Origin of the sequence: Sphingopyxis sp. USTB-05, from assembly GCF_023822045.1 — a bacterium.
Classification (GTDB): Bacteria; Pseudomonadota; Alphaproteobacteria; order Sphingomonadales; family Sphingomonadaceae; genus Sphingopyxis.
Genome location: NZ_CP084712.1, coordinates 778,038 through 792,402, shown reverse-complemented (window position 1 = coordinate 792,402; position 14,365 = coordinate 778,038). Strand labels below are relative to the sequence as shown.

Annotated in this window: 10 protein-coding genes; 4 read left to right on the top strand and 6 right to left on the bottom strand. The window is 63.8% G+C overall.

Annotated elements, in window-relative coordinates:
• The first annotated feature begins 112 nt into the window (after window positions 1–112).
• From KEC45_RS03455 to KEC45_RS03440, 4 genes are all read left to right on the top strand, one after another.
• Window positions 113–2,416 (top strand): TonB-dependent receptor, encoded by a 2,304-nt coding sequence (locus tag KEC45_RS03455; RefSeq protein ID WP_062183106.1) that lies wholly within the window; start codon window positions 113–115, stop codon window positions 2,414–2,416.
• Window positions 2,417–2,519: 103 nt separating this feature from the next.
• Window positions 2,520–3,377: an alpha/beta hydrolase gene (locus tag KEC45_RS03450; RefSeq protein WP_252171489.1), complete on the top strand. Its 858-nt coding sequence runs from the start codon at window positions 2,520–2,522 to the stop codon at window positions 3,375–3,377.
• Window positions 3,377–4,864: an alpha,alpha-trehalase TreF gene (treF, locus tag KEC45_RS03445; protein WP_062183112.1), complete on the top strand. Its 1,488-nt coding sequence runs from the start codon at window positions 3,377–3,379 to the stop codon at window positions 4,862–4,864. The genes KEC45_RS03450 and treF overlap by 1 nt, the downstream gene beginning before the upstream one ends.
• A gap of 20 nt (window positions 4,865–4,884) precedes the next feature.
• Entirely contained in the window at window positions 4,885–6,468 is a 1,584-nt protein-coding gene (locus tag KEC45_RS03440) for a long-chain fatty acid--CoA ligase (protein WP_252171488.1), read from the top strand.
• Window positions 6,469–6,477: 9 nt separating this feature from the next.
• Here the strand turns inward: KEC45_RS03440 and KEC45_RS03435 are convergent, their stop codons facing one another.
• From KEC45_RS03435 to KEC45_RS03410, 6 genes are all read right to left on the bottom strand, one after another.
• Window positions 6,478–7,389, bottom strand: a complete 912-nt coding sequence (locus tag KEC45_RS03435; protein WP_062183115.1) for an alpha/beta hydrolase — start codon at window positions 7,387–7,389, stop codon at window positions 6,478–6,480.
• Window positions 7,390–7,472: 83 nt separating this feature from the next.
• A complete protein-coding gene (locus tag KEC45_RS03430) occupies window positions 7,473–8,711 on the bottom strand; it encodes an MFS transporter (protein WP_062183117.1) in 1,239 nt (412 codons plus the stop codon).
• Between the two features lie 186 nt (window positions 8,712–8,897).
• A complete protein-coding gene (locus KEC45_RS03425) occupies window positions 8,898–10,310 on the bottom strand; it encodes an amino acid permease (RefSeq protein ID WP_062183120.1) in 1,413 nt (470 codons plus the stop codon).
• Between the two features lie 73 nt (window positions 10,311–10,383).
• A complete protein-coding gene (locus KEC45_RS03420; RefSeq protein WP_193749185.1) occupies window positions 10,384–11,376 on the bottom strand; it encodes a hypothetical protein in 993 nt (330 codons plus the stop codon).
• Window positions 11,377–11,408: 32 nt separating this feature from the next.
• Complete coding sequence (locus KEC45_RS03415) at window positions 11,409–12,971, bottom strand: aldehyde dehydrogenase family protein (RefSeq protein WP_062183127.1); 1,563 nt, start codon at window positions 12,969–12,971, stop codon at window positions 11,409–11,411.
• A gap of 46 nt (window positions 12,972–13,017) precedes the next feature.
• Window positions 13,018–14,334, bottom strand: a complete 1,317-nt coding sequence (locus KEC45_RS03410; RefSeq protein WP_062183130.1) for an amidohydrolase family protein — start codon at window positions 14,332–14,334, stop codon at window positions 13,018–13,020.
• Between the last annotated feature and the right edge of the window lie 31 nt (window positions 14,335–14,365).

Below are 14,365 nucleotides of genomic sequence, written 5' to 3'. Positions count from 1 at the left end.
CCCTAGTGATAGCCTTTCCCGTAGATCGCGCAAGCCCTATTGACATCGATAACATTTTCACGCATTCGCATCATCGACCGGACGAATCCGGCTATCCTTTGGGAGGGAAGTGATGATTTCGATGCGTTCCGCCTTTCTGCTTGCACTCGCGAGCAGCGCGAGCCTGCTGCCCGCCGCCGCCTTTGCGCAGACCGAAACGCCGCCGGCCGACGAAACCGCCACCAGCGACGACAGCGGCCTTGGCGACATCATCGTCACTGCCCGCCGCCGCGAAGAGAATCTGCAAAGCGTGCCGATCGCGGTCACCGCCTTCACCGACGAAGCGCTCGAGCAGAAGGGCGTTACCGACCGCACCTCGCTGGCCGACAATACGCCTTCGCTGTTCACGATCAGCGGCGGCTACCCACGCGAGTTCGCCTATTTCGCGCTTCGCGGCCAGGGGCCGGCGTTCGGATCGACCCCCGGCGTCGTCAATTATTTCGCGGAAGTCCCGAACAGCGTGAACGTCGACGGCCGCGTCGGGACCTATTTCGACATGGCCAATATCCAGGTCCTGGCGGGACCGCAGGGCACATTGTTCGGCAAGAATGCGACGGGCGGCAACATCCTGTTCGAGCCCGTCAAGCCGAAGGACGAGTTCGAAGGCTATGTCCGCGTCCAGCTAGGAAATTATAACGACCGCCGGATCGAGGGTGCGCTCAACACGCCGATCGTTCCAGGCCGCGTGATGCTGCGCGTCGCCGGCGAGGTCGGACGCCGCGACGGCTATACCAAGGATGTCGGCCCCTTTTTCGAGGGCAAGGATTACGACAATCTCTCGTACGAAAGCTTCCGCTTCGGGCTGACGCTGGCGCCGACCGACAATGTCGAACTCTATACGATGCTGCGCTATTATCATTCGGACAATAATGGCGGCGGCACCGTGCTCGGTGCGTATAATCCCGCCGCGGGGTTCGACGCCACAGCATTGGGATTGGGGTTCCTTCCGGTCGCCGCCTTCTACCCAGGTGTGCTCACCGCGGTCGCCGAGCAGCAGGCACGCGGCCCGCGCCGCGTATCCTATGACCTCGACCAGTTTTCGGAGACGAAATATTGGCAGGTGATCAACCAGGCGTCGGTGCAGCTCAGCGACAATATCAAGCTGCGCAACATCATCAGCTATTCCGAACTGCGTACCATTTACGGCTATGATTATGATGCGATGCCGTTCCCGATCGCCGGGCAGACCGGACGCATCCCGACCGTAGCCCCCAATTTCTTCACCGAGGAATTGCAACTACAGGGTAAGCTGTTCGACGATGCGGTCGATTTCTCGGTCGGCGGTTATCTCGACCGGCAGAGCTGGAGCGATCCTGCAGGAATCGAAACATATATCTTCTTCCCGATCGGGACGCTCGTTCCGACAATCTCGGGCTTCTTCACCCAGACGAACAAAAGCGAGGCGATATTCGGGCAGGCGACGGTCGATCTCGGCAAGCTTTCCCCGGCACTCACCGGGCTCAGCGTCACCGGCGGCCTCCGCTACACCTGGGAGCATAGCTTCACGGCGCAGACCATCGGTGGACCGCCCGAAGTCTCGGGTTCGGTCGACAGCGACTATCCAAGCTATACCGCGACGCTCGATTATGATGTGACGCCGGGCGTCCACGTCTATGTCACCGCGCGCGACGCCTATAAGTCTGGCGGCGTCAACGGCCCGGTGCCGGTCGGTTCGCAGTTCCGCACCTACAAGCCCGAACGGCTGTCCGACATCGAGGTCGGGCTGAAGTCGCAATTCTCGCTCGGCAATGTCGATGTTCGCGCCAACGTCGCGGCCTATCGCGGCATCTATGACAATATCCAGCGCACCACGGCAGAGGCGGTCGATACACCGAGCGGGCCGGTGCTGCTCAACGTCACGCGCAGCGCGGCGAAAGGCAAGATCCAGGGCGTCGAGTTCAACCTCGCGGTCGTCCCGGTAAAGGGGCTGACGCTGAACGGCAGCTACTCCTATATCGACGCGCGCTATACCGAGGTTGCCGACGGAAGCGCCGGAGCGATCCTCAACGGCGCGCCCTTCCCCTATACGCCCAAGCACAAGATTTCGGTCGGCGGCTCGTACGAGACGTCGCTGGGCAGCGCGGGCGATCTGGTACTGGCGGTCAACTATGCCCGCCAGAGCCGGGTCTCGACAGCGCAAACCAACAGCAGTTTCTACAACTTCCTGCCTGCTTATGGTGTGCTCAACGGCAGCATTGGGCTCAAGGACATCGGGGGGCGCCCGATCGACCTGACGCTGTTCGCCAACAATATCACCAACGAGGCGAAGCCGGTCGGCGTGCTCGACCAATATGCGCAGTCGTCGGGCATGGTCGGACTGACCTATACCGAACCGCGGATGTACGGGGTGCGGATCGGCTACCGGTTCGGGAACTGACCGGGTGGCGGCCTCTCCCGTTCAGCCGCCTTTCGCGCCGACCGTCAGCGCGGAAGCCCGCGCGGCCATGGAGCCTCTCGTAAAGGCAGGCTCTGCGCCCGAAATGACCGCGACGCTGATGCGCAACGCGATCACGCGTAAGGCGGTGCGTGCGGCGGCCGCCAATCATCTGAAGCCGCTGAACAAGAGCCGCGCGAAGCGGTTCGATGTCGAGGTCGAGAAGGGCAAGGTCGCCGGCGTCCCCGTCAAGTTTGTGCGGCGCCGCGGAAGCGACACCGCTGCCAACCGGCGGCTGCTGATCAACTTTCATGGCGGCGGCTTCATGGTCGATTCGGGGTCGGAGACTGAAACGATTCCGATCGCGGGGCTGACCGGGATTTCGATCATCACCGTCATGTATCGCATGGCGCCCGAACATCCGTTTCCTGCGGCGGTGGACGATGCGCTGGCGGTCTATAGGGATGCGCTGGAGCATCGGCCGGCCGGATCGATCGGCATTTACGGCACCTCGGCAGGCGCCGTTCTGACGGCGCAGCTTCTCGCACGGATCAAGGCCGAGGGACTGCCATTGCCGGGGGCAGCGGGTGTCTTTTCGGGGTCCGCCGATTTCGCGCTCGTCAGCGATTGCGAAGCCTTTCTACCGCCGATCATGGGGTCGCGGTCGGCGCCCGAAACCCTGGCCGATTACAGTGTGGGAACCGACCGCACCGATCCGCTGTTGTCCCCGATCTACGGCGACCTGTCGGGACTGCCGCCGACGATGCTGATGACCAGCACCCGCGACCAGTTGCTGAGCCAGACGGTGCGCTTCCATCTTGCGCTGCGAAAGGCCGGCGTCGAGGCCGACCTGATGGTTTATGAAGGCATGCTTCATGCCTTCTGGGCTTATATGGAGTGCCCCGAGACCGACGACGCGCTCGCGGCGCAAGCTGCCTTTTTCCAACGTCATCTGGCAAGCTGATGGGTGCCGAACCCAGCCCTGCGGACCTTTATGGCCCGCTGCTTGCAAAGGTGCAGGAGCGCGCCATCCTGCCCGACGGCAAGACCTTCGTCGACGCGCTGCCCAAGCGGCCCGTGGCGGAGATCATGCGCGATTTCGCGCAGCTTCCCGCAGGAGACGAGGCGCTGCTCTCGTTCATCGCGGCCAATTTCGACCTGCCCGTCGCGGCGGAGGGCGCACGCCCCGCGGTGCTACCGCTCCGCGACCATATCCGCGCTCTCTGGAAGGATCTCGCCCGCGCGCCCGAACAGGCCGCAAGCGGATCGGCCCTCCCCGTCCAGCACCGGCACGTCGTCCCCGGCGGACGTTTTCGCGAAATCTATTACTGGGACAGCTTCTTCACGATGCTCGGTCTCGTCCGCGATGGCGAACTCGAGCTCGCCAACGGAATCGTCGATGCGCTGACCGACCTGATCGACGCGCACGGGCACATTCCCAACGGATCGCGTACCTATTATCTCGGCCGGTCGCAGCCGCCGCTGTTCCATATGATGGTCGAACTGCTCGGCGACGACCGGCCCCAGGTTGCGGCGCGGCGGCTGTCGGCGATGAAGCGCGAACATGCATGGTGGATGGAGGGCGCCGAAAGCGTTGCGCCCGGCCAACAAAGCGCCCGCGTCGCGCGGCTCTCCGACGGCCATCTGCTCAACCGCTATTGGGACCCGCGTGATACGCCCCGCGACGAAAGCTGGCGCGAGGATGTGGCGACCGCTTCCGACAGCAGCCGTCCCGCCGGCGACGTCTATCGCGACCTTCGCGCCGGCGCCGAAAGCGGCTGGGATTTTTCGTCGCGCTGGCTGGACGGCGAAGCGCTCTCGTCGATCCGCACGACGATGATCGCCCCGATCGATCTCAACGCGTTCCTGTTCGGCCTGGAAACCGCCATCGCCGTGAGCGGCGACGCCGAGGCTACCTATTACGAACGCCTTGCCGCCGACCGGCGCGAGGCGATGAATATCTATCTCTGGAATGCGGCCGATGGCTATTTCGGCGACTACGATATCGGGAACGGAATGCTTCGCAGCCCGCTGACGGCTGCTTCTCTGGCGCCGCTTCTTGTCGGTGCCGCCACGCAGGAACAAGCCGACGCGACGGCAAAAGCGGTCGAGAGCGGCCTGCTTGCTTCCGGTGGGCTCAACACGACGCTGAACCACTCCGGCCAGCAATGGGACCGGCCGAACGGATGGGCGCCGCTGCAATGGATCGCCGTCGCGGGCCTGCAAAACTATGGGCATAATGCCTTGGCGCGGGACATCGCGGCGCGCTGGGTCCATACGGTTGGCGCGACTTTTGCCCGCACCGGCCTGTTGTTCGAGAAATATGACGTCGAGACGTCGGGGGCGGGCGGCGGCGGAGAATATGAAACGCAGACCGGGTTCGGCTGGACAAATGGTGTAACCGCCGATTTTATCGACCGTTACGACCTGTTGCCACCGACGGCGCGATAAGCGCCACGAAAGGAGAGACGATGCTGCCCGGTTTGATGCAGGACGCCCCCCTGCAGATCAGTGCGATACTGACCCACGCCGCGCGCGCACATGGCGCGCGCGAGATCGTCTCCAAGCTCGCGGGCGAGCCGCTATGGCGCTATGACTGGGCGGGCTGCGAGCGGCGCTCACGGCAGGCCGCACAGATGCTCGGAACGCTCGGGATCGATAGCGGCGGCCGTGTCTCGTCGCTCGCATGGAACACCCACCGGCATCTCGAACTCTTCTACGGCGTCCCCGGCATCGGCGCGGTTCTGCATACAGCGAACCCGCGGCTCAGCGACGAGCAGATCGCCTTCACCATCAACCATGCGGGCAGCCGCATCCTCTTCTTCGATACCAATCTCGCCGACCTGGTCGAGCGGTTGAAGCCGATGTTGCCCGCGATCGAGCATTATGTGCTGCTCGGCGCACCCTATGAGGCGATGATCGCCGCTGAGGACGGCAATTTCGACTGGCCGCGCTTCGACGAAAATGCTGCGGCCTTCCTCTGCTACACCTCGGGCACCACCGGCGACCCCAAGGGCGTGCTCTACAGTCACCGTTCGATCGTGCTGCACGGGATGGCGGCGGGCCTCAGCAGTGCGTTCGGGTTCAGCGCCTTCGACGCCATCATGCCCTGCTCGTCGATGTATCATGCGACGGCATGGGGCTTGCCGTTCACGGCCGCGATCAACGGCTGCAAGCTCGTCCTGCCGTGCGACAAGATGGACGGCGCCAGCCTTGCCGAACTGATCCTCGATGAAGGCGTCACCTTTTCGGGCGGCGTACCGACGATCTGGACGATGTATCTCGCCTATCTCGAAACCAGCGGGAAAGGCGTTGGCGACCTCAAGCGCCTCGTCATCGGCGGATCGGCGGTCCCGCGTGCGATGGCCGAGACCTTCCGTGAACGCTATGGCGTCACGGTCCTCCAGATATGGGGGATGACCGAGACAAATCCGCTCGGCGTGATCGCGACCCCTACCCCGCTGCTGATGGCAGAGGGCGAAGAATTCGCGACCGAAACGATCCTGACGCGTCAGGGCCGGATGCAGTTCGGGATCGAGCTGCGCATCATCGACGACGAAGGCGCTCCGCTGGCGTGGGATGGCGAACAGGCCGGCAAGCTGCAGGTGCGCGGGCCGTGGGTGGTCGATCGCTATTACCCCGACCTTCCCGCCGCCGATACCGACGGTTGGTTCGATACCGGCGATATCGGGACGATCGACCGCTTCGGCTTCCTGCGCCTTACCGACCGCGCGAAGGACGTCATCAAGTCCGGGGGCGAATGGATCAGTTCGATCGACCTTGAAAATGCCGCGGTCGGCTGCCCCGGCGTCCGCATTGCCGCAGTGATCGGCGTTCATCACCCGAAGTGGGAGGAACGGCCGCTGCTCGTCATCGAAACGCATGACGGCGAGACGGTTGCCGCGGATGCCATCCGCGCACATCTCGAAACCCGCGTCGTGCGCTGGTGGATGCCCGACGACATATTGTTCGACACCGTTCCGCTGACCGCGACAGGCAAGATCGACAAGAAAACGCTTCGCGACCGCTACCGAGACCATCTCGCGAACGGTTGATCCGCCCGGCTATTTCGCAGCAGCGAGCTTTTCCTTGAAGAACCGCGCAATCAGTTCGTTCGCCTGGTCGCTTTCGGGAATGTCCATATAAGCCCAGAAGGCGTGCGGCAGGCCGTCGAACACGACAAGGCGCGCGTCGACGCCTTTTTCGGTCAGCGCGCGGGCAAAGATCGACGTGGGACTGAGCAAAAAGTCGCGCGTGCTGGTTACCAGCAATGTCGGCGGAAAGCCCGAGATGTCGCCATGTATCGGGGACAGGATCGGGTCGGTGAGCGGCGTCTTGCCCGCATAGGTGGCGACCCAGTCGAAACCGGGGCCGGGCATCCACGATTCCGAATCACCTTTCACGCTGGCATCGGCATTGCCGGAGAAATAGCCGAGCGCTGCCGGCATCGGTTTGCCCATGCTGGTCAGCTTCGCGACAAGCTGCCCCGACAGCCCTGCACCGGCCGACGTCCCGAACACGCCGATGCGGCTCGCCTTGCGATCCTTTTCAAGCGCCTGATAGACCGCGAGCGCATCGTCGAGCGCCGCGGGATAGGGATGCTCGGGCGTCAGGCGATAGAGCACGGCAACGACCGGCAGGCCGCTGCGCGCCGCGACCGGGATCGTCTCGGTCAGCGAACCTGAATCGATCGCGAAGCCGCCGCCATGAAGGTTGAGCAGCACCGGACCCGTTCCGAGTTCGCTCACGCCCTTGGGATAGACAATGCGTACCGGGACCCCCGCTATCGTCGAGGTCTCGATCCGCACCTCATAGCGTTTCTCAAGCTGCGCGCCGAAGGTCGCCTGCATCATGTCGGCGAATTTACGGATCTCTTCGACCGGGGGCAGCGGGTCGGGCATCTTTTGCGCCGCCATCTCGGAGGCGACCGCGCGCCCCTTGGGGGTTACCGTTTCGGGAAGCGGCCAGTCCTGCATATTTTGCACCTTTGGTGCCTCCTGCGCGAATGTGGGAGCTACCGGCGCGAGCAGGGCAGCCAAAAACATTATCTTGTGACGCCTCATGATTCGACTCCCGATGCAGACAATCCGTTCGTGTCGATCTCCGCCTCCCGCTCTCCGCGCGGCCAGGCGCAGATCGCACCGAGCAGCGCGAGAACCGACATGGCGAGATAGGCAACGGCCAGACCATAGGACCAGAGCAGGCCCGACCCCGCCGTCGCGACCGCCAGCACCACGCCGAGGAGCACGGCGTTCATCCCCTGCGCGGTGGCGCTGAGATGGGTCGGCACGCGCTGCGCGATCACAAGCATGATGCCTAGGATCGTTCCCGTCGCTGTGATGCCGTTGAGCAATTGCCCGACAACGAGGACTGGAAGCCCAGGAGTGGTCGCCATGATCGCCCAGCGCAACGCTCCGGCCACCGCGCCCGCGACAATCAGCAACCGCGGGTCGCGGTTCCCGAGCAGCTTTGCCCCAAACCAGAAAGCCCCGATCTCGGCCGCAACCGCAAGCGCCTGCAGCAAGCCGATCGTCGTTGTCGATATCCCCTGCGCCGCCCACTGGATCGCACCGAAGCTGGTCAATACGCCATGGCTTCCCATGATCAGCGAGGCGGCGATCATCGCGAGGATCAAGCCGCGATCGCCGATCAGGTCACGCCATCGCCCGCCGGTGGCACCATCCGACGCAGCGAGCCTGCGGTCCGATGGCAACAGAAAGGCAACCATCGCCGGCGCCAGCAACAACGCCGCGACCATCAACGGCAGCATCTTGATCCCAAAGGTGGCGATCGCCCAACCCGCCGCCGCATTCGAAGCGACCACCGCGATCGAGCCCCATACGCGCAGCCGCCCGAAATCGAGCGATCGGCTGCGCACGGCCATTACCGCATAGGCATCGGTCAGCACCGGGATCTGGTCCCAGACGATCGAGAAGAAGATGACGATCGCGATACGGCCTGCGTGCCCCGGCTCGCCAAGCAGGAGGAGGACGATCGCCGCGGACGCGAGCGAGGTATAGGCGATCGCGTCGCGTACCCGGCCGCGCCGGCCGACAAAGGCCGAAAAGGGAGCGACCGTGAGCAACCGCAAGATCAGCGGGATCGCGAGCAGAACGCCAATTTCCTCTGGCGAAGCTCCTGTCGCCTTCAACCACAGCGGCAGGAATGCGAAAAAACCATAGTGGATATAGAGAGCGAGATAGAGGCCCGAAACGCCTAGACCCAGCCTGCCAAAATCGCCCGTAGGCGAACCCAGACCACCGCCTTCGGCCGCAAAATCCCCATGTCTCGTATCCATATCTCTCTCCCGTAGAGACACGCATAGCTGCAATTGTTATCGATGTCATTCAATTTTCGAACATGGCCCATCTGCCGAGAAAGGTCAGCCAGGGCTTTGAAAACAGCTCCGGTCGGGAAACGAAGCGTAACTGCTGAAGCGCGCGGGCCGGCGCCTCAGACACCGGCCGCATGACAGCGGAAGGACCTAGCCCCCAACGCCGGGTTTCGCCAACCGGCTGCGGTGCTGTCCGTATATTGCATAGAGGCCAAGGCCGATCAGATTCCAGATCAGGCACCACAAGAGGGTTTCGACCGGCAGGCTCAGGAACAGATAAAGGCAGCCTCCAACCGTTCCCAATCCGACCAGCCAGGCCGCACGAACGCGAAATGGCCGGGGCATATCGGGTGCGCGGCGGCGAAGAACGAGCAGGCAGATCCCGACCGCCATGAAGGCGATCAGCGTACCGGCGTTGGCGAGCGCCGCCACCTTGCCGATCGGGAGCAGGCCGGCGAGGACCGCGACGATCAGTGCGGTCAGCAGCGTTATACGCGTCGGCGTGCCGCGCCCCGAAATATGCGCGAGGCGCTGCGGCAAGAAGCCGTCGCGCGCCATCGCGAGGAAAATCCGGCTTTGGCCATAGAGGAAGGCGAGCAACACGGTCGGCAGCGCCACCACGGCGGTCGTCGCCACGACCTGGGCAATGCCGCCCTGCCCGATAGAGCGCAGGATCAGCGCCAGCGGCTCGGGGCTGTCGGCGAAGTTTGTAAAGGGCGTCGCGCCGACCGCCGTCGCGGCGACAAGCATATAGATGAGCGTGCAGACCGCCATCGACCCGATAATCGCGATCGGCAGGTCGCGCGCCGGGCGCTTCGTTTCCTCCGCGGCGGTCGAAATCGCATCGAAGCCGTAGAAGGCGAAAAAGATGATCGCAGCCGCCGCCATGACGCCGCGTTGCACCCCGTCGCCGTCGACGTGCGCGACGTAACCATAAGGCATGAAAGGATCGAGATTCGCTGCGTCGAAATAGGGCAAGGTGTAGCCAACGAAGAGCAGCAACGTGACAATCTTCACGACGACGAGGACCGAATTGATCCGGGCGCTCTCGCGCGTCCCCATCAGCAACAGGCCCGCAACGACCGCGATGATCGCGACCGCTGGCAGATTGATCAGCCCGCCGAGTTCGGGACCGCGGGTCAGCGCCTCCGGAAAGCCGATCCCCATCAAAAGCGGCGACGCATAGCCCGACCAGCCCACCGCGACCGTCGACACGACGAGCGAATATTCGAGGATCAGGCTCCAGCCGACGACCCACGCGAAGACCTCGCCCAGACCGGCATATGAATAGCTGTAGGCGCTGCCCGCCGCGGGCATCATCGCCGACAGTTCGGCGTAGGCGAGCGCGGCGCAGGCACAGACGGCCCCGGCGATGGCGAAGGAAACCAGCACGGCCGGGCCTGCCCTGTCGACGCCGACGCCGATCAGGGTCAGAATGCCCGTGCCGATGATTGCACCGACGCCCATGGCCATAAGCTGCGGCCAGGACAGGCTGGGCGGCAGCGCATCGGCGCTTCGTTCGCCGGGCGGCAGGACGGGTTTGCGGCGGGTCCAGTTATTCACGATGCGTCTCCCAAGATCCGGCCCGATGGTTCGGGTCCGCCGCTAACCTCAATGCGTCAGTTCGATGGCCCCCTCAGGGCTTTTCGTTCGGGAACAGCAGCAGCCAGTCGGCTTCGGCCTGGATGCGCGCAAAGAAGCTCCAGCTATCGACGTTGATCGAACGCTTCAGCCAGGGCTTCGCCTTCTCGGGCTCGCCGCTCAGTATATAATAGTTGGCGAGGCTGTAGGCGGTCGACGCCGCGACGCCGTCGGCGGTCGCGAAGGCGCGGCCGCCGTCCTTGTCGCTGAAGAAGCTGTCGGCGGCGCGGTTGCCCTTGAACAACTGGATGCCGTCAAAATAGGTATCCGACCCGCCCTTCGGATGAACTTCGAACAGGGTCAGGTCATAGCTGTCGAGCAGCTTCTGTGCCTCGCGGAGCTTCCCGGCGCGTGCGAGCGACAGATATTCCCAATAGGTGTTCGCCGTCCGCGCCTCGATATCGTGCGTAAAGGCAGCCGATTCGGCCGATTTGGCGAACCATTTCGCGGCATTTTCGAAGTCGTGCTTGCCGAAATAAGCCTGCCCGAGGTGGTAATAGAGATAATATTGCACGACGTCGGGGTCGCCCGGGAAATAGTCCGGACCCGGCTTTTCGCGCTCGAGCGGCTGGTTCTCATAGAGCTTCGCGGCCTTCAGCCCCAGTTCGATCGACTTGTCGAACTCGCGCAGGGAGAAAGCGCGGTGCGCGCGGTGGCGCAGCAGCTTGCCCGAATTGGGGAAGCGCTTCAGCGCCTGATCGTAAACCGCCGCCGACTCCTTCGTATAGCCCTGATAGAAGAGGATGCGGCCGTACCAGGTCGCACTGTCGACCGTCATATTGCTCTCGAACGCCGCTTTCGCGTCACGCGCCGCGCGATCCAGCGTCTCGACCGACGCGACGTTCGCATTGCGTGCGGGGGCGGTGACCATCCGCTCGCCGAGCAACGACATGCCCTGAAAGCTGCCTTCCTGCGCAACTGCGGTCGCGGGCGCTGCGATCAGCAACAGGCCGGCCGATACCAGCAATTTCAAATGCCTGCGGTTCATCATAAATCCTCTCCGAAACAAAATTCGTGTCTTCAATCGATATCGAGATCGAACTTCACGCCCTGCGCAAGCGGGAGCGATGTCGAGTAATTCACCGTCGCGGTAACGCGGCGCATATAATTCTTCCAGCTATCGGATCCCGACACGCGGCCGCCGCCCGTCACCTTCTCGCCGCCGAACGCGCCGCCGATCTCGGCCCCGCTGGTCCCGATGTTGACGTTGACGATGCCGCAGTCGCTACCCTGTGCCGACTGGAAACGTTCGGCCTCGCGGACGTCGCTGGTGAAGACGCATGACGACAGGCCCTGCGGCACGCCATTCTGCAACGCGATCGCCTCGGCGAATTCGGTGTAGGACAGGACATAGAGGATCGGCGCGAAGGTTTCTTCGCGAACGATCTCGCTCTGCGTCGGCATCTCGACGATCGCCGGACGGACATAATAGGCATCGGGCGATCCAGCGATCTCGATCCGTTCGCCGCCATGGACGGTTCCGCCTTCGCTGCGCGCGCGATCGAGCGCGCGCTGCATCGCATCGAACGCCGCCTTGTCGATTAGCGGGCCGACATGCGTCGCATCGTCGAGCGGGCTGCCGATGTTGAGGCTGCCGACCGCGGCAATCAGGCGCTTCACGAAATCGGCGCGAATGTCCTTGTGAACGATCAGCCGGCGCAGCGTAGTGCAGCGCTGGCCGCACGTACCGGTCGCGGCGAAGATCGTCCCGCGCAGCGCGAGCCCGATATCGGCGCTGGGCGCGACGATGGCGGCATTGTTCCCGCCGAGTTCGAGCACCGGCCGGCCGAAACGGCGCTGGACGCGTACGCCGACATCCTGTCCCATACGGACGCTGCCGGTCGCGCTGACAATCGAAACCCCCGGATGGTCGGCGATGATGCCGCCGCATTCGGCATCGCCGATCGCAATCTGGACCAGGTGATCGGGCGCAAATTCATAATCGGCCGCGACCTTCTGGAGCAGCTTTGCGAAAGCAAGCGCGGTCAGCGGCGTCTTTTCGGACGGCTTCCAGATCGCGCTGTCGCCGCAGACGAGCGCGACCGTCGTACCCCATGCCCACACCGCGGCGGGAAAGTTGAACGCCGAGATCAGCCCGAGGGGGCCAAGCGGGTGCCAATATTCGGTCAGCCGGTGCTCGGCGCGTTCCGACGCGATGGTCAGCCCGAACAACTGGCGGGAAAGGCCGACGGCATATTCACAAATGTCGATCACTTCCTGCACCTCGCCGCGCGCTTCGGTCAGGATCTTGCCATTCTCGATCGTCAGAATCTGCGACAGCACCTCCTTATGCTCGCGCACGAGTTGGCCGTAGCGCCGGATCAACTCGCCGCGATGCGGCGCGGGCACCTGCTTCCACGCAAGGAAAGCGGTTCCGGCATTTGCGACCATCGCATCCATATCGGCGGCGCGATGCATCTTCAGCGTCGCAAGCGCCGAGCCATCAATCGGCGAAAAGACTGCAAGATCCGATCCGAGATCGTCCGAGAGCGACAGGCCGAGTTCGCCGAACAGGTCGGCAATTGTATCGGCAAAGGCACCGGAAACCGACGAAGAGGAGAGAGACGTATCGATAGCGTTCATTGTGATGTCCGTTGAAAGCGTTGCAAATGATAGAGAACCGGCAGGATCAGGGCGCGTCCGTCCGGTCGTGAAGAATGACCCGGCCGTCCTTGATGACGGTGGGGACATGTTCGAGCAGCGTGATGTCGCGATAAGGGTCGCCCGCCACGGCGATCATGTCGGCATATTTTCCGACCTCGATCGTTCCGAGATTGTCCGACTGGCCAATCAGCGCGGCGGCATCCACTGTCGCCGACCGCAGCGCCGCCGCCGGCGTCATCGGGCCCTGTTCGACCATCAGGCGAAACTGCCGGGCATTCTGGCCGTGCGGCGACACGCCGGCATCGGTGCCGAAAGCGAATTTGACCTTATACTGGACTGCTAGCCGGATATTGCGTCCCGCAACGCGGCGCGCTTCGGCCATCTTCGCCTGCACCGCCGGGGTCGCATCGCCATCCTTTCGGCCGTCGAGCAGGCCGAGGGTGGGCACCAGCCAGGTGCCGCGTGTCGCCATCAATTTGGCGATGTCCTCGTCGAGATATGTCCCGTGCTCGATCGAATCGACACCCGCGCGCACCGACGCGGCGACGCCCGCCTCGCCATGCGCATGCGCCGCGACCTTCAGACCGAGGCTGTGCGCAGTGGTGACGATCGAGGTCAGTTCCTCGTCGCTCAAATGCTGCCCCAGCCCGCGTGCCTGCTGCGACATGATGCCCCCGGTCGAGGTGACCTTGATCAGGTCCGCGCCATATTTCGCCGCCTCGCGGACGCGCAGCGCGCATTCGACCGCACCCGTGCACGCGCCGGTATAGTCATAGGGATACAGCGCTTCGGTCGCCTTGCGATTGAGCCCCGACATGTCGCCGTGCCCGCCAACGATCGACAGCGACGTGCCCGACAGAAAGATGCGCGGCCCGACCACTATACCCTCGTTCACCGCATCGCGCAGCGCGTGGATCGAATAGCCGTCCGACCCGACGTCGCGCACCGTCGTAAACCCTGCCTCCAAAGTCTTTTTCGCATTGGAAAAGGCAAAGAGCGCGACGTCCTCGGCGGTATCGATAGCCCCCGACCATAGCTTCGTTTCGGGCGAGAAGCTGAAATGGACATGCGTGTCGATCAGGCCGGGCAGCAACGTCCGGCCCTTAAGGTCGATCGCCTTCGCGCCGGGGCGCTCGACATAGCCCGATTCGATTTCGGCAATACGCCCGCCGCGCACGACGATCGTGCTCGGTCCAAGCGGCTTTTCGCCCGGAATCGCTACAACTGCGCCCGCATGAATGACCAGCGCGTCGGCCAGTTCGACGCCGGCAGGCGCAGCGACAGCCATGCCCGGAAGCGACACGCCGATCGCGAGCGCCGACAATTTTCCAATGCCGCTCAAGCGAAATTCTCCCGCTGGCCCATGCCGCGAG

Bases quoted from the DNA above. Each gene is read 5' to 3' on its own strand.
- KEC45_RS03455 (WP_062183106.1), top strand. From the start codon at position 113: ATGATTTCGATGCGTTCCGCCTTTCTGCTTGCACTCGCGAGCAGCGCG.
- KEC45_RS03450 (WP_252171489.1), top strand. From the start codon at position 2,520: ATGACCGCGACGCTGATGCGCAACGCGATCACGCGTAAGGCGGTGCGT.
- treF (WP_062183112.1), top strand. From the start codon at position 3,377: ATGGGTGCCGAACCCAGCCCTGCGGACCTTTATGGCCCGCTGCTTGCA.
- KEC45_RS03440 (WP_252171488.1), top strand. From the start codon at position 4,885: ATGCTGCCCGGTTTGATGCAGGACGCCCCCCTGCAGATCAGTGCGATA.
- KEC45_RS03435 (WP_062183115.1), bottom strand. From the start codon at position 7,389: ATGCAGGACTGGCCGCTTCCCGAAACGGTAACCCCCAAGGGGCGCGCG.
- KEC45_RS03430 (WP_062183117.1), bottom strand. From the start codon at position 8,711: ATGGATACGAGACATGGGGATTTTGCGGCCGAAGGCGGTGGTCTGGGT.
- KEC45_RS03420 (WP_193749185.1), bottom strand. From the start codon at position 11,376: ATGAACCGCAGGCATTTGAAATTGCTGGTATCGGCCGGCCTGTTGCTG.
- KEC45_RS03415 (WP_062183127.1), bottom strand. From the start codon at position 12,971: ATGAACGCTATCGATACGTCTCTCTCCTCTTCGTCGGTTTCCGGTGCC.